Annotated in this window: 13 protein-coding genes; 3 read left to right on the plus strand and 10 right to left on the minus strand. The window is 71.0% G+C overall.

The annotated features are described in order from the left end of the window. Nucleotides 1-2 precede the first annotated feature (2 nt). The 3 genes from K9S39_RS14840 to K9S39_RS14850 all read right to left on the minus strand — a co-directional run bounded on the left by K9S39_RS14840 (nucleotide 3) and on the right by K9S39_RS14850 (nucleotide 6,312). A complete protein-coding gene (locus K9S39_RS14840; protein WP_248863812.1) occupies nucleotides 3-1,880 on the minus strand; it encodes an acetolactate synthase large subunit in 1,878 nt (625 codons plus the stop codon). Nucleotides 1,881-2,090: 210 nt separating this feature from the next. Continuing rightward, the gene (locus K9S39_RS14845) at nucleotides 2,091-5,000 is read right to left on the minus strand and encodes a putative bifunctional diguanylate cyclase/phosphodiesterase (protein ID WP_248863813.1); all 2,910 of its coding nucleotides are present in this window, start codon (nucleotides 4,998-5,000) and stop codon (nucleotides 2,091-2,093) included. 313 nt (nucleotides 5,001-5,313) lie between these two features. Then, nucleotides 5,314-6,312 (minus strand): 2-hydroxyacid dehydrogenase, encoded by a 999-nt coding sequence (locus tag K9S39_RS14850; RefSeq protein ID WP_248863814.1) that lies wholly within the window; start codon nucleotides 6,310-6,312, stop codon nucleotides 5,314-5,316. Between the two features lie 88 nt (nucleotides 6,313-6,400). Between K9S39_RS14850 and K9S39_RS14855 the strand changes: the two genes are divergently transcribed. The 3 genes from K9S39_RS14855 to K9S39_RS14865 all read left to right on the plus strand — a co-directional run bounded on the left by K9S39_RS14855 (nucleotide 6,401) and on the right by K9S39_RS14865 (nucleotide 9,187). Beyond that, nucleotides 6,401-7,450, plus strand: a complete 1,050-nt coding sequence (locus tag K9S39_RS14855) for an aldo/keto reductase (RefSeq protein ID WP_248863815.1) — start codon at nucleotides 6,401-6,403, stop codon at nucleotides 7,448-7,450. Nucleotides 7,451-7,747: 297 nt separating this feature from the next. Then, nucleotides 7,748-8,932 carry a PQQ-dependent sugar dehydrogenase gene (locus K9S39_RS14860; protein WP_248863816.1) on the plus strand — a complete coding sequence of 395 codons (1,185 nt, stop codon included), beginning with the start codon at nucleotides 7,748-7,750 and terminating at the stop codon, nucleotides 8,930-8,932. A 66-nt stretch (nucleotides 8,933-8,998) separates the two neighbouring features. After that, nucleotides 8,999-9,187: a DUF6191 domain-containing protein gene (locus tag K9S39_RS14865; RefSeq protein WP_248868759.1), complete on the plus strand. Its 189-nt coding sequence runs from the start codon at nucleotides 8,999-9,001 to the stop codon at nucleotides 9,185-9,187. Nucleotides 9,188-9,387: 200 nt separating this feature from the next. Here K9S39_RS14865 and K9S39_RS14870 read toward each other — a convergent pair whose 3' ends face one another. From K9S39_RS14870 to K9S39_RS14900, 7 genes are all read right to left on the minus strand, one after another. Beyond that, nucleotides 9,388-10,086 (minus strand): hypothetical protein, encoded by a 699-nt coding sequence (locus tag K9S39_RS14870; protein WP_248863817.1) that lies wholly within the window; start codon nucleotides 10,084-10,086, stop codon nucleotides 9,388-9,390. A gap of 69 nt (nucleotides 10,087-10,155) precedes the next feature. Then, nucleotides 10,156-12,393, minus strand: coding sequence for an MMPL family transporter (locus tag K9S39_RS14875; protein WP_248863818.1), 2,238 nt, complete (start codon nucleotides 12,391-12,393; stop codon nucleotides 10,156-10,158). Between the two features lie 396 nt (nucleotides 12,394-12,789). Continuing rightward, complete coding sequence (gene gatB, locus K9S39_RS14880; RefSeq protein WP_248863819.1) at nucleotides 12,790-14,298, minus strand: Asp-tRNA(Asn)/Glu-tRNA(Gln) amidotransferase subunit GatB; 1,509 nt, start codon at nucleotides 14,296-14,298, stop codon at nucleotides 12,790-12,792. A gap of 14 nt (nucleotides 14,299-14,312) precedes the next feature. Continuing rightward, nucleotides 14,313-14,552, minus strand: coding sequence for a hypothetical protein (locus K9S39_RS14885; protein WP_248863820.1), 240 nt, complete (start codon nucleotides 14,550-14,552; stop codon nucleotides 14,313-14,315). Further along, on the minus strand, nucleotides 14,549-16,042 hold the full coding sequence (gatA, locus tag K9S39_RS14890) for an Asp-tRNA(Asn)/Glu-tRNA(Gln) amidotransferase subunit GatA (RefSeq protein WP_248863821.1): 1,494 nt from the start codon (nucleotides 16,040-16,042) through the stop codon (nucleotides 14,549-14,551). The genes K9S39_RS14885 and gatA overlap by 4 nt, the downstream gene beginning before the upstream one ends. 5 nt (nucleotides 16,043-16,047) lie before the next feature. Beyond that, nucleotides 16,048-16,344 (minus strand): Asp-tRNA(Asn)/Glu-tRNA(Gln) amidotransferase subunit GatC, encoded by a 297-nt coding sequence (gatC, locus tag K9S39_RS14895; protein ID WP_043266233.1) that lies wholly within the window; start codon nucleotides 16,342-16,344, stop codon nucleotides 16,048-16,050. A gap of 531 nt (nucleotides 16,345-16,875) precedes the next feature. Next, nucleotides 16,876-18,984: a putative bifunctional diguanylate cyclase/phosphodiesterase gene (locus K9S39_RS14900; protein ID WP_248863822.1), complete on the minus strand. Its 2,109-nt coding sequence runs from the start codon at nucleotides 18,982-18,984 to the stop codon at nucleotides 16,876-16,878. Nucleotides 18,985-19,112 lie beyond the last annotated feature (128 nt).

Consider the following 19,112-nt stretch of genomic DNA (forward strand, 5'->3'; position numbering starts at 1 on the left):
TCTCAGTCGTCTTCGTTGTCGCCGAAGTCGGGACGCACGCCCCGGGCGGCCATGACCTCGTCGTTGGAGGTGCCGGCGGCGACCATCGGCCACACCTGGGCGTCCTCGTGGACGATGAAGTCGATCACGACCGGGCGGTCGTTGATGGCGTTGGCCTCCGCGATGACCTTGTCGAGCTCGGCGGGGTCCTCGCAGCGCATCGCGACACAGCCCATGGCCTCGGACAGCTTCACGAAGTCCGGGATACGGGTGCCCGCGCTCGGTTGCTTGCCGTCTCCCGCGGCGGTGTTCGACTCGGCCGGGCCGCTGTGCAGCACGGTGTTGGAGTAGCGCTGGTTGTAGAACAGGGCCTGCCACTGGCGGACCATGCCCAGCGCACCGTTGTTGATGATCGCGACCTTGATCGGGATGTTGTTCAGCGCGCAGGTGACCAGCTCCTGATTGGTCATCTGGAAGCAGCCGTCGCCGTCGATGGCCCAGACCGTACGGTCCGGCTGCCCGGCCTTGGCGCCCATGGCGGCCGGGACGGCGTAGCCCATCGTCCCGGCGCCGCCGGAGTTCAGCCAGGTCGCGGGCTGCTCGTAGTCGATGAAGTGGGCGGCCCACATCTGGTGCTGGCCGACGCCCGCGGCGTAGATGGTGCCGGCCGGGGCGAGCTCGCCGATCCGCTCGATGACCTGCTGCGGGGACAGGCTGCCGTCGTCCGGCAGGCCGTAGCCCAGCGGGTAGGTCTCGCGCCAGCGGTTGAGGTCCTTCCACCAGGCGCCGTAGTCACCGCGGTGACCGGCGTCGTACTCGGCCTGGACGGCGACGATCAGATCGGCGATGACCTCGCGGGCGTCGCCCACGATCGGGACGTCGGCGACGCGGTTCTTGCCGATCTCCGCCGGGTCGATATCGGCGTGCACGACCTTGGCGAACGGGGCGAAGGAGTCCAGCTTGCCGGTGACGCGGTCGTCGAAGCGGGCGCCGAGGGTGATCAGCAGGTCCGACTTCTGCAGGGCGGTGACGGCGGTGACCGAGCCGTGCATCCCGGGCATGCCGACGTGCTGGGGGTGGCTGTCGGGGAAGGCGCCCAGCGCCATCAGGGTGGTGGTGACCGGGGCGCCGGTCAGCTCCGCCAGCACCTTCAGCTCGGCGGTGGCGCCGGCCTTGAGGACACCGCCGCCGACGTAGAGCACCGGGCGCTTGGACTCGACGATCAGCCGGGCGGCCTCGCGGATCTGCTTGGCGTGCGGCTTGGTCACCGGGCGGTAGCCGGGCAGGTCGGTCTGCGGCGGCCAGCTGAAGGTGGTCCGGCCCTGGAGCGCGTCCTTGGCGATGTCGACCAGGACCGGGCCGGGGCGCCCGGTGGAGGCGATGTGGAACGCCTCGGCGATCGTCCGCGGGATCTCGGCGGGGTCGGTGACCAGGAAGTTGTGCTTGGTGATCGGCATGGTGATGCCGCAGATGTCCGCCTCCTGGAAGGCGTCCGTGCCGATCGCCTTGGAGGCGACCTGACCGGTGATCGCGACCAGCGGGACGGAGTCCATGTGCGCGTCGGCGATCGGGGTGACGAGGTTGGTGGCACCCGGACCCGAAGTCGCCATGCACACGCCGACCTTGCCGGTGGCCTGGGCGTACCCCGTGGCGGCGTGACCGGCCCCCTGCTCGTGACGCACCAGGACGTGCCGCACCTTCGAGGAGTCCATCATCGGGTCGTACGCCGGAAGGATCGCACCGCCGGGGATGCCGAACACGGTGTCGGCCCCGACCTCCTCCAGCGAACGGATGAGGGACTGCGCGCCCGTGACGTGCTCGATGGTCGCGGGCTGCTGCGGTCCGCCGGAGTTACGGGCCCGCGGCTGCGGATGGTGGGCCCCGGTGGCCTGCTCGGTCATCTGCGTCTCTTCTCGAAGCTGAGGGTTTTTGGCGGGATTTGTGAGGTTGCTATGCAACAAAAAACCCCCCGTGCCGTGAGGCAAGCGAGGGGAGCGCGTCGGTGCGGTCAGCTGGGCTTCTTCCGTGGCCCAGCGTCAGCCGACGCGCTTTCCAAGTACGAGAATTCGGGTGCGCATGGCACTGACCCTCCCTCCGGCGCACCACGGGTGTCAAGTGGGTGGGATGGAGGTCTCACTATTTGAGCGCAATGGGGGATGCACCAGCGCGTCCGGGCCGGCTGTGCCGCCGTGCCGGACGGGCAGGCCACCGCCGCTGAGCACCACGGCACGGGGCTCGCCCGCCGGATCCGGCACCGGGTAGCCGCCGACCGTCAGGGCGCGGCGCAGCCGGTGTTCGTCGAGCGGCCCGGAGAAGGCCAAGCCCTGGCCGTGGGTGCAGCCCATGGAGCGCAGCGCGAGGACCTGCTCGGGCAGATCGACGCCGTCCGCGACGGACTGCATCCCGAGATCCGCGGCGATCCGCAGCAGCCCGGCGGTGATCTTGTGCAGCCGGGCGGACTCCACCACGCCGTCGACCAGCCCCCGGTCCAGCCGCAGTACGTCGATGGGGAGTCGGCGCAGCGCGCTCATGGCGGCGTAACCGCTGCCGAAGCCGTCGAGGGCGATGCGTACGCCCAGCCGACGCAGCGCGACCAGCCGTCGCTCCAGCTCGTCCAGCGGGATCCGGGGATCGCTTTCGGACAACTCCAGGACAAGCGCCCCCGAGGGCAGGCCGTGCCGGGTGAGCAGCGATTCGACGTGCTTGGGGGGCAGGCCGTCCCGGTCGCCGCCCAGCAGCCGGCGGGCGGAGATCCGGACGGCGACCGGGACGGTGTGGCCCGCGCGGTGCCGCGCCGCGGCCTGCTCGACGGCCGCCTCCAGCTGCCAGCGGCCCAGCTCGGCGGTGCGGTCGCCGTCATCGGTGGCCCGGAGGAACTCGTCGGGGGTGAAGAGGATGCCCTGGGGGGAGCGCCAGCGGGCGTGCGCGGCGACCGCGGTGACCCGGCCGCCGGCCAGCTCCACGACCGGCTGGTGCAGCAGCGCGAACGCGCCGTCGCGCAGGGCGGTACGGAGCGTGCCGGCGAGCTCGGCGCGATCGGCCACCTCGGCCTGCATGTGCGGGGCGTACAGCCTCACCCGGCCCTTTCCGGCCTGCTTGGCGCGGTACATCGCGAGGTCGGCGTTGCGCAGCAGACCCGCCGGGGTGACACCGGGCTCGGCGAAGGCGACACCGATGCTGGCCGCGACGCGGACGTCCTGGCCGTCGATGCGGTAGGGCTCGGAGAGCTTGATGCGCAGCCGGTCGGCGATCTCGTGGATACGGAACTCGCGGGCGGCGCGGTCGCGGGTGCCGTCGCCGGTGATGAGCGCGGCGAACTCGTCGCCACCGAGCCGGGCCGCTATGTCCCCGGAGCGTACGGAGTCGGCGAGCCGGCGGGCGGCCTGGACCAGGAGTTCGTCGCCCGCCTGATGCCCGATGGTGTCGTTGACCTGCTTGAAGCCGTCGAGGTCGATATAGAGCACGGCGGTGTCGAGGTCGCTGGCTCGGCGGCCGGTGACGGCCTGGCTGACCCGCTCGGTGAACAGGGCGCGGTTGGGCAGGTCGGTCAGCGCGTCATGGGAGGCGTTGTGCTGGAGCTGGGCCTGCAGCCGGACCCGTTCGGTGACATCGCGGGAGTTGAAGATCAGGCCGCCGTGGTGGCGGTTGACGGTGGACTCGACGTTCAGCCAGCCGTCGCCGCCGGCCCGCTGCTCACCGGCGCGGAAGCGGCATTCGATGCGGGTGGTCGGCTCGGCCTCGGGCGCGGCGGCGAGGAATCTGCGGACCTCGTGCACCACCCGCCCCAGGTCTTCCGGGTGGATCAGCGAGGCCAGTTCGGAGCCGACCAGCTCCTCCGCGTCGCGACCGTAGACGCCCGCGGCGGCCGGGCTCACATAGCGGAGCACTCCGGTCGGCGCGGCGATCATGATGACATCGCTGGAGCCCTGGACCAGGGAGCGGAAGTGGTTCTCCTTCTGAGCCAGTTCCTGGGTGAGGGTGATGTTGTCGAGCAGCATGATGCCCTGGCGGATGACCAGGGCGAGGACGACCGTGCAGCCGGTGAAGAGCACCACACGGTCGATACGCCGACCGCCCAGGACGTTGGTGAGGATGCCCAGGGTGCAGACGGCGGCGGCGAGATACGGGGTGAGCGCGGCGAGCGAGCCCGCGATGGGGCGGCTGCCGTGCGGCTGGACGCGGGGCAAGGCGTGCTCGACGTCCTCGGCGGCGCTCTCCTCCTGACGGCGGCGGGCGGCCCATGGCGCGTACGCGAGCAGCATGGACCCGGCGAACCAGCCGGCGTCCAGAATCTGGCCGGAGCGGTAGTGCTCGCGCAGCAGCGGCGAGCTGAACAGGGCGTCGCACAGCACCGTCAACGCCAGTGCCGCGATGGCGGTGTTGACGGCGGAGCGGTGCACCGAGGAACGTTTGAAGTGCAGCGCGAGGACCATGCTCACCAGCACGATGTCCAGCAGTGGATAGGCGAGGGACAGGGCGCTCTGTGCGACGCTGTCGCCCTGGAAGTGGGCGGTGTGCGCGAGGGCGAGACTCCAGGAGAGGGTGAGCAGCGAGCCGCCGATCAGCCAGGAGTCCAGCCCGAGGCAGACCCAGCCGGCCCGGGTCACCGGCCGCTTGGCGAGCACCAGCAGGCCGACGATGGCGGGTGGCGCGAACAGCAGGAAGCAGAAGTCGGCCAGGGAGGGGCTGGGCACGGTGGTGCCGAGGACGACCTCGTACCAGCCCCATACGCCGTTGCCGAGGGCGGCCATCCCGGAGGAGACGGCGAACAGCATCCACGCCGGCCGGAAGCGGCTCTGGCGCCTGCGGGCGTACAGGCCGCAGGAGAAGGCCGCGAGGAGCGCTGCCAGGGCGAGCCCGAAGTCCCCCATGAACATGGCGACTTCGGTCGAGCCCCAGCCGAACGCGGCGCCGATGGCGTAGCCGCCGCAGACACCGGCCAGGGCGATTTGCGGCACGACGCTCGGCGGGCCGCCGGTCTGGGCCGGCGGCCTGGCGAGCACCGCCCCGGGGGCGCTCACCGTTCTCTCCCGCTCGCCCGCGCGCGGCCGTTCGGTGATCGGAGTGTTCGGCTCTTCCTGGGGTCCTGCGGTATTCCCGCGGGCGCTCGTGGATCACGCGGCTCGCGATTCGTCCATCGGCTGTACATCGCCCGTCGCCCCCCTAGAGTTCCGGATCTCGCACCGCGTCGTATACAGCACACCGCGGTCCCCGCTGGGACGATACACCAATTCAGTCACTCAGGGACATAGGCCCCCTACGGAGGGTGACTGACTGAGGAATGATGAACACAGCCCGCATTCATACGGCCTCGTAGAGCTATTCGCAGTCGTCTCAGTCTGCTGTTGCGATCACGTTCCGGAGGGGTTCTCCGTCCGCGAAAAGCGCCAGTTGTTCCCGCAGAAGCCGCTTCGCACGGGGCAGGAAGGCAGAGCTGGGGCCACCGACGTGTGGAGTGATGAGCACGCCCGGAGCGTGCCACAGCGGATGGGCCGGCGGGAGGGGTTCCGGATCGGTCACATCGAGCGCGGCGCGCAGCCGGCCCGACTCCAGTTCGGCGAGCAGCGCCTTGGTGTCGACGATGCCGCCGCGGGCGATGTTGACGAGCAGTGCGCCGTCCTTCATCCGGGCCAGGAAATCGCGTCCCACCAGGCCATGCGTCTCTGCGGTGAGCGGCGTGGCCAGCACGACGACGTCCGCGTCCGGTAGGAGGGCGCTCAGCTCGGAGAGTGGAAGCACGGGGCCGCGCACAGTGTCACGTGCGGTGCGCGCGATGCGCGTCACCCGCGCGCACTCGAAAGGCGTGAGCCGCTCCTCGATGGCACGGCCGATCGAACCGTACCCCACTATGAGGACCGACTTGTCGGCGAGGGCAGGCCGGAAACCCGCCCGCCACTCCCCCGCGTCCTGGCCCCGCACGAAGTCGGGAACACCGCGCAGGGACGCCAGGATCAGGGTGAGCGCGAGCTCGGCGGTGCTGGCGTCGTGCAGTCCGCGGGCATTGCACAGCCGGGCCCCGGCCGGCATCTGCGGCAGTCCGGGCAGCATGTGCTCGACACCGGCCGTCAGCGTCTGCACGACCCGGACGTTGCGCATCAGCGGCAGCGGACGCACCGAGGGCTCGGCACCCTTCATGTACGGGGCGGTGTAGAAGACGCACCGGGCGGGGTCGGCCGGGTAGTCGGGGCCGGCGTCCCAGTGGACGTAGTTCAGCCCTTCGGGCAGTCCGTCGATCTCGTCGGGCGGGATCGGCAGCCATACGTCGTGGGGGCCGGAGCTCGCGTCGGCGCGTGCGCCGGTGTCCTCGGCGGAGAGTCCGTCAATTGATGCCATGACCAGAGGCTATGCGAAGAAGCGTTCCCCTCAGACGTTAGTTTGGACTGGCCCTTGATCGGGGGCGAGGGGACGGAGGCACAACCAGGTGGAGCGCAGGACGATCGGCGCGGGGGCCCTCGAAGTGGGCGCCGTCGGGCTCGGCTGTATGCCGATGAGCTGGGGGTACACCGAGTCGCAGCGGAACGGGGAGGGCTCGCTGCGGGCCGTGCACACCGCGCTCGACCGGGGCTGCAGCCTGCTGGACACCGCCGACATGTACGGGCCCTTCACCAATGAACTGCTGGTGGGCCGGGCGCTCAAGGAGCGGCGCCGGGACGCCTTCGTGTCCACCAAGTGCGGGCTGCTGGTCGGCGACCAGCACATCGTCGCCAACGGGCGGCCCGGTTACATCAAGCGGGCCTGCGATGCGTCGCTGCGGCGGCTGCAGACCGACCGCATCGACCTCTATCAGCTGCACCGCGCCGATCCCGAGGTGCCCGTCGAGGAGACCTGGGGGGCGATGGCGGAGCTGGTGGCGGCGGGGAAGGTGCGGTCGCTGGGGCTGTGCGCGGTGGGCGCGCGGGCGGTACGGCCGGCCCGCCCGTCACGCCTCGCCCGTACGGAGCGGCCGGCGGCGGCCCACGGGACACGGCCCCGGTCGCGGATGCATGAGGGCACGCTGCGCCAACTGGAGCGCATTCAGCAGGTGTTCCCGGTCAGCAGCGTGCAGGCCGAGCTGTCCGTGTGGTCGACCGAGGCGCTGGACGCGCTGCTGCCCTGGTGCGAGTCGCGCGGCATCGGCTTCCTGGCGGCGATGCCGCTGGGGAACGGCTTTCTGACCGGCACCCTCACCCCGGGGCAGGGCTTCGAACCGGAGGACATACGGGCCCGCCACCCGCGCTTCACCGCCGAGATGATGGCGGCGAACCAGCCGGTGGTGGCCGGGCTGCGGCGGATCGGTGCCCGGTACGGTGCGACGCCGGGCCAGGTGGCCCTGGCGTGGGTGCTGGCACAGGGCCGCCATGTCGTCCCGGTGCCGGGCACCAAGAAGGAGCGGTGGGCCGGGCAGAACGCCAAGGCCGCGGATCTGGCGCTCACCCGTGAGGACCTGGCGGAGATAGCGAGCCTGCCGCCGGCCCTCGGGTCGTGGTACTGACGCCGTGTCGTTGTCCTGACGCGTGTCGTTGTCCTGACGCCGTGTCTGGTCCTGACGCCGTGTCGTGATACGGACCGGGGCCGTTGCGGCGCGGTACTCATCGGGGCCGGTGCGACGCGGTACCGACCGGGCCGATGCCGGCCCGGTCTGCCGGCGAGACGCCGAGGCAGCCGGGTCCCGGCCCGAGGCACGAGCGCGTATGACCGATCCCTCCGTACGACGCACGCCAACACCGGGCAGCGGGCCACGCGATGTGGTGTCCTTGTGCACGCCCTGCCGACGAGAGGAAATCCTGCCGTGCAACGCCGCTCCCAGACCGCCGTGTTGGCCGCCGCTTCGCTGCTTCTGGCAGCGGGCTGTTCGTCCGGTGGTGCGCAACCAGAGAAGAGCGGGGCCTCCGCCGATGCCACGGCCAAGAGCCCCGGCGCCGCCGCCCCGGCCTCGCCGGGCACCAAGCCGTCGCCCTCCGTGCCGCCCGCCAAGGGTTCGGTGAAGGTGACCGACACCTTGACCACCGGCCTGAAGTCGCCGTGGGGCGTGGCGCCGCTGCCGGGCGGGGATCTGCTGGTCGCCTCGCGCGACACCGGGGACATCGTCCGGGTCGCGGCGGACGGGAAGAAAACGCTGCTGGGCTCGGTGCCGGGGGTGGAACCGGGCGGTGAGGGCGGTCTGCTGGGGCTCGCGGTGTCCGCGGACTTCGGCGCCGATCACCTCGTGTACGCGTACTTCACCACCGCGACCGACAACCGCATCGCGCGCATGATCTACGAGGAGAAGCGCCCGCAGGGCATTCAACTCGGCCAGCCCGACACGATTCTCAAGGGCATCCCCAAGGGCCAGATCCACAACGGCGGCCGGATCGCGTTCGGCCCGGACAAGATGCTCTACGCCGGTACGGGCGAGACCGGCGACACCGGGCTGTCCCAGGACAAGGAGTCCCTGGGCGGCAAGATCCTGCGGATGACACCGGAGGGCGAGCCGGCGCACGGCAACCCCTCGGCGGATTCCGTGGTGTACGACTACGGCCACCGCAATGTGCAAGGGCTGGCCTGGGACGGCGAGAAGCGGCTGTGGGCCTCGGAGTTCGGGCAGGACAGGTGGGACGAGCTCAATCTGATCGAGCCGGGGAAGAACTACGGCTGGCCGGAGGTGGAGGGCAAGGCCGAGGGTGACGCTGCGGGCTCCGGGTTTGTCGACCCGGTCGCCCAGTGGAAGACCGCGGAAGCCTCGCCCAGCGGCCTCGCCTACGCCAAGGGCTCGCTGTGGATGGCCGGGCTGCGCGGCGAACGGCTCTGGCGGATCGCGCTGAACGGTACAAAGCCGGCGGGCGCTCCGCAGGCGTTCCTGAAGGGCGAGTACGGGCGGCTGCGGACGGTCGTGCCGACCGGGGACGGCGGATTGTGGCTGGTCACCAGCAACACGGACGGACGGGGCGACGTCCGAAAGGGAGATGACCGGATTCTCCGTCTCAAGGTGAGCTGATCCCTTTTCACATGACCTGCTTACACTCGGGTGCAAGGGGGGCGGGTCACGTCGATAGGGGGCATGTTGTTCAACGTCGTCGAAGAGCTCTTCGCACCTGGCCGCAAGCACACCGACGAGGAGCGGCAGCGGATGTCGCTCGTCGTCGACGATGTGGGGGACGGTGATCCCGGGGAGGGGCCGATAGACCTTGCGTCCGGCAAGGTCGTCATACGGCCACCGCGGAACGGGGACGCCCCGCGCGCCACGCCCTAGCGCCTCTCCGAGCCCTGGTGCCGCTCCGCCCTGACCACGCTCCGCCCTGACCATTCGGACGGGCCCTGGCCCGGCGTCGGCCCGCCGAACAGGCGCAGCCGGTGGGCCAGGCGCCCGCGTCGCCACGGCCAACGTCCTCAGAAACCCGCGCCCCCGCGCCCGCGCTCCTCAGGGCACCGCCCACGGCGCCCGTTGGGACCTCAGGAACCCGCCCCGGCGCCCTTGGGGATGCTGGGCAGGCTCGCGAACAGGTCGAAGTACATGCCCGCGGAAATCAGCAGTCCCAGCACGCCGAGGGCCAGCCCGCCCCATGCCACGGCCCGTACCCAGGTGGTCCGCGGCCGGGTCAGGACCACGGTCGCGACGAGCACGGCGAGCAGTGCGAAGACGCCGTTGACCAGGGCGGTGGTGTGCCACGGGGCGCCGTAGAGGGTGGCGATCTGGTCGGTGGCCCGGCCCGACTGGAGCTTGATCTGCCCCACCAGCGCCTGCCGCTCGGCCATCAGCGTGCCGAGCCAGGTCCCGGTGACGGAGGCCAGGCCCAGCCCCGCGGCGACAACGGCACCGGCACCGGCGGCGACCCCGGCGGAGGGCGCTTCGGGGGCGGAGGAAGCGTCGTCGGCATCGGGCTCGGTGGGGTCGGTGAGCTCACTGGCCTCAGTGGGCTCGATGTCCTCAGTGCGCTCGGAGTCCCCAGTGCGCTCGACGTCCTCAGCGCGCTCGGTGTCGTCGGCGGTCCCACCGGTCTCGGCGTTCACTTCGTTTTCGGCCGGCCCGGAGGCGCCGGTGGTCTTGTCAGCCGTCCCCGCCTTCCCGTTCGCCTCGGTCGGCTCGCCCGTCCCGTTCTTCTCGGTCGGCTCGTTCTTCTCGGTCGTCTCTGCAGTCCTGGTCGTTCCCATACGCGCGACGGTAGGTGCCGCATCTGAGAGTCGGATGAGAGCCACCGCATCGGCCGGACCACCCCCGCGTCAGGCAGACACCAGCGGACTCTCCTCGTCCCGCTGCTCCGGCAGCACGACCGGCTCGCTCGGCTCCGCCGGCGGTTCGATGCTGATCCGGGGCAGCCACCGGTCCAGCCAGCCGGGCAGCCACCAGTTCGCCCCGCCGAGCAGATGCATCAGGGCCGGGACCAGCAGCGTACGGAGCACGAAGGCGTCCAGGGCGACGGCGGCGGCCAGGCCGATGCCGAACATCGCGATGATCCGGTCGCCGCTGAGGATGAACGCCGCGAACACCGCGATCATGATGACCGCCGCCGAGTTGATCACCCGGCTGGTCTCGGCGAGCCCGACCCGTACCGCCCGGCGGTTGTCGCGCGTCAGCTGCCACTCCTCGTACATCCGGCTCACCAGGAACACCTGGTAGTCCATGGAGAGGCCGAAGAGCACCGACACCATGATGACCGGCAGGAACGGTTCGATGGGGCCCGCGCTGCCCAGCCCCAGCAGCTCGCTCCCCCACCCCCATTGGAAGATCGCGACGACGATCCCGAAGGACGAGGCGACGGCCGCGACATTCATCAGCGCGGCCTTGAGCGGGATGCCGATACTGCGGAAGGCGAGCAGCAACAGCAGCGAACCGAGCGCGACGACGACGCCGATGAACAGCGGCAGTTTGCCGACGATGACGTGTGCGAAGTCGTCGTAGCCGGCCGTGACGCCGCCGACACGCACCTGCATGGTGGTGCTGCCCTCGGCATTCGGCAGCACCTCGGCGCGGAGTCGTGCCACCAGGTCGGAGGTCTGCCGGGACTGCGGTGAGCTGTCCGGTACCACCGTGATCACGCCGATGTCGCGGCTGCCGTTGAACTCCGGGCCGCTGACGTGCGCGACGCCGGGCGTGTTCCGCAGCTCCTGCGGCAGCTCGTCGAAGGCCAGCCGGTCCTTGGCGCCGTCGAGGCTGCCGACCAGGGTCAGCGGCCCGTTGATGCCGGGCCCGAAGCCGTCCCCCGAGCCTCCGTGTCCGCGCCCGCCGTCCGCCAGCAGGTCGTACGCCTGCCGGGTGGTGGCCGTGGCGGGGTTGTTGCCCTGGTCGGAGGTGCCGAGGTGGAGGCCGAGGGTGGGCAGCGCGAGGACGAGCATGACGGCGGCCGCTCCCAGTCCCAGCAGCTTGGGATGCCGCTCGACGAACCCGGACCAGCGGGCGGCGAAGCCGGTGGGCTGCTCGGCCTGCGGCCCCTGGTCGGCCAGCTGCCGGCGTTCGCGGCGGCTCAGCGCCCGCGTCCCGATCAACCCGAGCAGGGCGGGCAGCAGGGTGACGGAGGCGGCCACGGTGAGGACGACGGTGAGCGAGGCGGCGAGGGCGACACCGTTGAGGAAGCCCAGCCGCAGGATCAGCATGCCGAGCAGTGCGATACAGACGGTGGCGCCGGCGAAGACGACCGCGCGCCCGGACACCGCGACGGCCCGTTCGGCGGCTTCCTGTACCGACAGCCCGGATCGCAGACCCTTGCGGTGCCGGGTGACGATGAACAGTGCGTAGTCGATGCCGACACCGAGGCCGATGAGCATGCCCAGCATCGGGGCGAAGTCGGCGACCGTCATGACGTGGCCGAGCAGGGTGATGGCGGCCGAGGCGGTGCCGACGGCGGCCAGCGCGGTGATGATCGGCAGGAGGGTCGCGGCGAGCGATCCGAAGGCGAGGAAGAGCACCACGGCCGCGGCGCACAGCCCGATGATTTCCGGGAGCTGGGCGCGTGGCGCCTCGGTCAGCGCGATTCCGGCGCCGCCCAGGGCGACCCGTGTTCCGTCGCCGGACGCCCGCCGCGCGGTGTCGACGACCTGCTGGACCCGGCCCGCGTCCAGCTCGTCGGTGGGTACGTCGAAGACGACCGACGCGTAGGCGGTGTGCCCGTCCTTGCTGATCTGCCGCTCGCCCTGTGGCGTGTAGGGGCTCTGGATCTCCGCGACGCCGGGCAGTTCGGCGATCTCCGCCAGTGTGCGCGTCACCTTCTTCTTGACCGCGCCGGCCCGTACCGTCCCGGAGTCGGAGTGCCAGACGATCCGGTCGCCGTCGCCGGCCCCGTCGGGGAACGCCTCGGCCATCAGGGCGCCGGCCTGCCCCGATTCGGTCCCGGGTACCTCGTAGTCGTTCGAGTACGCGGCTCCGGTCACCCCCGCGGCGACGGCGACCACCGCGAACGCGGCAAGCCAGAGGACGATCACCACGATGCGGCGCCTGAGGCACCAACGAGCCAGAGCCGTCACGGTTTGACCGCTTCCCGGGTTGTGCGTCGATAACTCCCGGATTGCGGGTGGTGCCGAGCGCATACGTACGGAGACATGGCGAACCCACCGCTGCTGGTCCAAACAGCGGTGGGCCCACCTCTTTCCCACAGGATGGCAGCAGGAAAAGATCCTTTGACCGTTTTGTGGACTTCCCCACAAGAAGAAGCTACAGAAGAAACGCAAGAAGAAACCGCTTCAGGAGACCGCTTGAGGAAGTGGCTTCAGGAAACGGCTTGCTGAAACGGTCTGCTGGAACTGCTTGAGAAACGGCTCGATGCGGCCCCCTGGCACACAGGGGACCGCATCAACATGCCGGAAGGCCGGAAGGCCGGAAGAATCAGCCCGCCACGCCCAGCTTCTCCAGGCTGTGCTCAATCATTCTTTCGCGGCAAGGCGCTCAAGAATCAGTTCGCGCACCCGCGCCGCGTCCGCCTGGCCACGCGTGGCCTTCATGACCGCGCCGACCAGTGCGCCCGCGGCCGCGACCTTGCCGGCGCGGATCTTGTCCGCGATGGCCGCGTTGGCCGCGATCGCCTCGTCGACGGCGGTGCCGAGCGCGCCCTCGTCCGAGACGACCTTCAGGCCGCGCTTCTCGACGACGGTGTCCGGGTCGCCCTCGCCCGCGAGCACGCCCTCGATCGTCTGGCGGGCCAGTTTGTCGTTGAGGGAACCGTCGCTGACCAGCGCGGTGATCCGGGCCACCTGCTCGGGCGTGATCGGCAGGGCGGCCGGCTCCACCCCCTCCTCGTTGGCGCGGCGGGCCAGCTCGCCCATCCACCACTTACGGGCCGAGGCGGAGTCCGCACCGGCGTCGACGGTGGCGGTGATCAGGTCGACGGCGCCCGCGTTGAGGATCGACTGCATGTCGTGCGCGGAGATGCCCCACTCCTCGCGCAGCCGGTTGCGGCGTACCCGCGGCAGCTCGGGCAGGGACGCCCGAAGTTCCTCGACCCACTCGCGCGAGGGGGCCACCGGCACCAGGTCCGGCTCGGGGAAGTAGCGGTAGTCCTCGGCCTCTTCCTTGACGCGGCCGGACGTCGTGGAGCCGTCGTCCTCGTGGAAGTGCCGGGTCTCCTGGATGATCGTGCCGCCGGACGAGAGGACCGCGGCGTGCCGCTGGATCTCGAAGCGGACCGCGCGCTCCACGGAACGCAGGGAGTTGACGTTCTTCGTCTCCGAGCGGATGCCGAACTTCTCGCTGCCCTGGGGGCGCAGCGACAGGTTGACGTCACAGCGCAGCTGTCCCTGCTCCATGCGGGCCTCGGAGACACCGAGCGCCTTGATGAGCTCACGCAGCTCGGCGACGTACGCCTTGGCGACCTCGGGGGCGCGGTCGCCCGCCCCCTCGATCGGCTTGGTGACGATCTCGATGAGCGGGATGCCGGCACGGTTGTAGTCCAGCAGGGAGTGCCGGGCGCCGTGGATCCGGCCGGTCGCGCCACCGATGTGGGTGGACTTGCCGGTGTCCTCCTCCATGTGGGCGCGCTCGATGTGGACGCGGAAGACCTCGCCGTCCTCCAGCTGTACGTCGAGATAGCCGTCGTGGGCGATCGGCTCGTCGTACTGGGAGGTCTGGAAGTTCTTCGGCATGTCCGGATAGAAGTAGTTCTTCCGGGCGAAGCGGCACCATTCGGCGATGCTGCAGTTCAGGGCCAGGCCGATCTTGACGGCGGACTCGACGCCGGTCGCGTTGACGACCGGTAGCGAGCCGGGCAGGCCCAGACAGGTGGGGCAGGTCTGCGAGTTGGCGTCGGCTCCCAGGGCGGTGGAGCACCCGCAGAACATCTTGGTCTTGGTACCGAGTTCGACGTGCACCTCAAGGCCCATCACGGGGTCATAGGCGCCCAGCGCGTCCTCGTACGAAACCAGTTCAGTCACAGTCACGGAAAAACAACCTCTCAGTCCGCGAGGACGTCGTCGCCGCCGAGCCGCTTGATCTCGCGTACGAGCAGGGCGACGGACGTGACGACGGCAGCGGCGGAGACCAGTGCGTCGACGAGCTGCAGCTTGTCCTGCTCGGCGCGGGCCTCCTTGATCTGCTTGACGGCACTGATGGCGCCGAAGACGGAGCCGCCGATGGACAGGTACAGGCCGGGCTTGGACTTCTTGAAGTTCTTGGCCTTCTTCAGAGTGCTCACAGCGACGGTGCCTCCTCAAGCAGCGGGTGGCCCCAGCGCTCGGTGAACGCGGCCTCGACCGCGGCACCGACCTTGTAGAGCCGGTCGTCCTTCATGGCGGGGGCGACGATCTGCAGACCGACCGGCAGTCCGTCCTCGGGAGCCAGGCCGCAGGGCAGCGACATGGCGGCGTTGCCCGCCAGGTTCACGGGGAGTGTGCAGACATCGGCGAGGTACATCGCCATCGGGTCGTCGACGCGCTCGCCGATCGGGAAGGCGGTGGTGGGCGTGGTCGGCGAGACGATGACGTCGACCTGCTCGAAGGCCCGCTCGAAGTCGCGGGTGATCAGCGTCCGCACCTTCTGGGCGGAGCCGTAGTACGCGTCGTAGTAGCCGGAGCTGAGCGCGTACGTACCGAGCATGATGCGGCGCTTGACCTCGGGGCCGAAGCCGGCCTCGCGGGTGAGGGAGGTGACGTCCTCGGCGGAGCGCGCTCCGTCGTCGCCGCTGCGCAGGCCGTAGCGCAGACCGTCGAAGCGGGCCAGGTTGGACGAGCACTCGGACGGCGCGATCAGGTAGTACGCGGCCAGTGCCAGGTCGAAGGACGGGCAGTCCAGTTCGACGATCTCGGCGCCCAGCTCCTTCATCAGCGCGACCGATTCGTCGAAGCGCTGGAGCACGCCCTCCTGGTAACCCTCGCCTCGGAACTGCTTGACGACGCCGACGCGCGTGCCCGCGACGCTGCCGTTGCGGGCCGCCTCGACGACCGGCGGAACGGGCGCGTCGATGGAGGTGGAGTCCAGCGGGTCGTGGCCCGCGATGGCCTCGTGGAGCAGCGCGGCGTCCAGGACCGTGCGGGCACAGGGCCCGCCCTGGTCGAGGGAGGACGAGAAGGCGACCATGCCGTAGCGGGAGACACCGCCGTAGGTGGGCTTGACGCCGACGGTGCCGGTGACGGAGGCGGGCTGGCGGATGGAACCGCCGGTGTCCGTGCCGACGGCCAGCGGGGCCTGGAAGGAGGCCAGGGCGGCGCTCGACCCGCCGCCCGATCCGCCGGGGATCTTGGTCAGGTCCCAGGGGTTGCCGGTCGGCCCGTAGGCGCTGTTCTCGGTGGAGGACCCCATGGCGAACTCGTCCATGTTGGTCTTGCCGAGGATGACGACGTCGGCTTCCTTGAGCTTCTTCGTCAGCGTCGCGTCGTACGGCGGGATCCAGCCTTCGAGGATCTTCGAGCCGACGGTGGTGGGGATCCCCTCCGTGGTGAAGATGTCCTTCAGCGCGAGCGGGACACCGGCCAGCGGGCCGAGCTTCTCGCCGCGCTCGCGCTTCTCGTCCACCGCGCGGGCCTGGGCGAGCGCGCCCTCCCGGTCGATGTGCAGGAAGGCGTGCACCTTCTCGTCGATGGCCTCGATACGGGCCAGGTGGGCCTCGGTCACCTCGACGGCGGTGACCTCGCCGGCGGCGATCTTCGCCGCGGTCTCGGCGGCGGTGAGCCTGATCAGGTCGGTCATGCCGGTCACTCCTCCCCCAGGATCTGCGGCACCTTGAAACGCTGCTGCTCCTGGGCCGGGGCGCCGGAGAGCGCCTGCTCGGGGGTCAGCGACGGACGGACCTCGTCCGGGCGCATGACATTGGTCAGGGGCAGCGGGTGGGAGGTCGGCGGTACGTCTTGGTCGGCGACCTCGGAGACGCGGGCGACCGCGCCGATGATGTCGTCGAGCTGTCCGGCGAAGTGGTCGAGCTCTTCGTCCTTCAGCTCCAGACGTGCCAGCCGGGCGAGGTGGGCGACCTCCTCGCGCGTGATGCCAGGCATGCAGCGATCCTCTGGTGTTCTGGGCGGAGTGTTCTGGCGGACTGTTCTAGGCGAATGATCCTGTGAACTTTTTCGGCCCAATCCTATGGCGTACGGGAGAGCTACCGCGAAACCCTTATCCGTCGGCGGCCGGGGGCCCGGCGGCACCGGGATCGGCGGGTCGGTCGGGGGCGCGGTGATCGGTGGGTGCGGCGGGTGCGTCGGACGCATCGGGCGCGGCGGGTGCGTCGGGTGCACCGGGGGCGACGGGTTCACCCAGGACAGCCGGTTCACCCGGGGCGACGGGTTCACCGTCGTCTCGGGGCTCGCCGGGCGCAGCGGTCTCACCTGAGGTACCGGGCTCACCTGAGGTACCGGGCTCACTGAACGTGCCGGGCTCGCCCGGTGCACTGGTCTCACCTGGGGCCTCGGCCTCGCCGGAGGTGTCCGTCTCACCGGACTCACCGGACGCGCCGGACTCACCGGGCGGCAGCTGGGCCGGACTCTGCGAGGGGTGTTCGGAGCGGGGACACGGGACGGCCGGTGGCCGGGTCAGTTCAGGACCTGTCCCGAAGGGCTGTCGGCAGCCTTCTCCGCCGCCAGGGCGGCCGTCTCCGATTCGCGGTGCCAGCCGTGCTCACCGCGGGCGCGTAGCCACGCCGTGGTTTCCTCCGGTGGCATCGCGGCCGCCACCAGCCAGCCCTGGACGGCATCACAGCCCAGATCGCGCAGCCGCTCCCACGTCTCGTCGTCCTCGACGCCCTCGGCCACCACCAGCAGACCGAGGGAGTGGGCGAGATCGAGGGTGCAGCGGACGATCTCGGCGTCCTCGGTGTCGACGGCGAGCCGCGCCACGAACGACCGGTCGATCTTCAGCTCGCTGACCGGGAGGCGGCGCAGATGGACGAGGGAGGAGTAGCCGGTGCCGAAGTCGTCGAGGGACATCTTCACGCCGTGCGCGGTGAGTCCGGCGAGGGTGTCGGCGGCGCGCTGCGGGTCCTCCAGGAGGACGTGTTCGGTTATCTCCAGCTGGAGGGCTCCGGGTGGCACCCGATGCCGGGCGAGCCGGGCGGCGACCGCGCCGGCGAAGCCCGGGGAGTGCACATCGCGCGGGGAGACATTGACCGCGACCGGCACTTCGAGGCCCATCCCGCGCCAGCGCGCCACCTGGGCGAGGGCGGTCTCCAGGACGTACTCGGTCAGCCGCGGCATCAGGCCGGACGACTCGGCGATGGCGATGAATTCGTCCGGTGGCACTCTGCCGCGGTCCGGATGGACCCAGCGGACCAGCGCCTCCAGTCCGGCCACATGTCCGTCGAAGCCGACCTTGGGCTGGTAGTGCAGCTCGACGTCACCGGCGTCCAGGGCGCGGCGCAGATCGCCCAACAGGCCGAGCCGGTCGGGGGTGTTGCCGTCCCGCTTGGCCTCGTAGAGCTCGACGCCGCTGCGGTCCCGCTTGGCCTGGTACATCGCCACATCGGCGCGGCGCAGGAGCCCTTCGGCGTCCATCGCGTGATCGGGGAAGACGGCGACGCCGGCGCTGGCTTCGAGGACGAGGGTCAGGCCGTCGAGGTCCAGCGGGGAGCCGAGGGCGGCGACGAGGTTGCGGGCGACCCGCTGGGAACTGGTGAGGGAGTCGGTGGCCGGCAGGAGGACGGCGAACTCGTCACCGCCGAGCCGGGCGGCCTCGGCGCCGCGCGGGAGGGCGTGCCGCAGGCGGTCGGCGATCTGCAGGAGCAGGCGGTCGCCGGCGAGGTGGCCGAGGGTGTCGTTGACCGAGCGGAAGCGGTCCAGGTCGATGAGGACGAGTGCGGAGCGGGCGCCGACGCGCTCGGCCTCGTCCAGCGCGCTCCAGGTGCGCTCCAGCAGCCACTGGCGGTTGGGGAGGCCGGTGAGCGGGTCGCGCAGCTGCTCCTCGGCGCGGGCACGGGCTATCCAGAGGGTGGAGTCCAGCGCGATGAGCGGAACCGCGAACAGCGGCAGCAGCAGGGGGGCGTGGACGGCGCAGACGGCGATCAGCGGGGAGATGCCGAGCAGGGCGATTCCGACGAGAACCTGCCGTACCAGGGCGGTTCGGGCGATGGTGGGCAGTCCGCCGGTCCGGGGGGCCAGGCTGAACCACAGCAGGGCGCGGCTGACGAGGAGGTAGCCGCCGGTCGCGGTGCCGACCTCGGAGAGGACGGTGAGGTCCCAGGCGTCGGGTGTCCAGGGGTGGCGGACGCTGGGGACGACGCCGAACACGGCGAGGCCGAGGGCCGCGGCGCCGATGCCGAGGATGTCCACGGCGCCGTGCACCACGGCCTGCCGCCAGCGGTGCCGGCGGGCGGCGCCGACGAGCAGCACGACGGCGAGGCTGACCAGGACGGCCGCCATCCAGCCGTAGAGGAGCAGGACGGCGAGGGCGAGGGCGGCGCCGGAGCCGGTGCCGCCCCACCAGCGGTCCCGGCCGAGGGCGACGAGATGGCCGACGATGATGCCGGTGAGGATCGCCAGTGCCCAGCCGACGGACCCGCCGGGGAACAGTGCCTCCCGTTGGCCGATGGTCCGGATCACACCCGTGGCGAGCGCGAGGCCCGCCACGGTGACGATGATCGCGGGCGCCGCGGGCACGACGAGCTGCCGGAGCCGCGACGCCGGAGCGGCACTGTCGGTCGGTTTCATTCCGATCCCTCTCACAGCCGGCTGTGCCCGCGCCACGGCAGGCGCACCCCTCAACAGTAGGCCGCGGAAGGCCGCCACGGGCAGCGATCGGCAACGGTTGCCCGAATGCGACCCGGCCCCCCCGATCA

Source organism: Streptomyces halobius (genome assembly GCF_023277745.1).
GTDB classification, from domain to species: Bacteria; Actinomycetota; Actinomycetes; order Streptomycetales; family Streptomycetaceae; genus Streptomyces; species Streptomyces halobius.

Coding starts and splice junctions, on each gene's coding strand:
- K9S39_RS14900 (WP_248863822.1), bottom strand. CDS start 18,984: ATGAAACCGACCGACAGTGCCGCTCCGGCGTCGCGGCTCCGGCAGCTC.
- gatA (WP_248863821.1), bottom strand. CDS start 16,042: ATGACCGACCTGATCAGGCTCACCGCCGCCGAGACCGCGGCGAAGATC.
- K9S39_RS14870 (WP_248863817.1), bottom strand. CDS start 10,086: ATGGGAACGACCAGGACTGCAGAGACGACCGAGAAGAACGAGCCGACC.
- K9S39_RS14850 (WP_248863814.1), bottom strand. CDS start 6,312: ATGGCATCAATTGACGGACTCTCCGCCGAGGACACCGGCGCACGCGCC.
- gatC (WP_043266233.1), bottom strand. CDS start 16,344: ATGCCTGGCATCACGCGCGAGGAGGTCGCCCACCTCGCCCGGCTGGCA.
- K9S39_RS14840 (WP_248863812.1), bottom strand. CDS start 1,880: ATGACCGAGCAGGCCACCGGGGCCCACCATCCGCAGCCGCGGGCCCGT.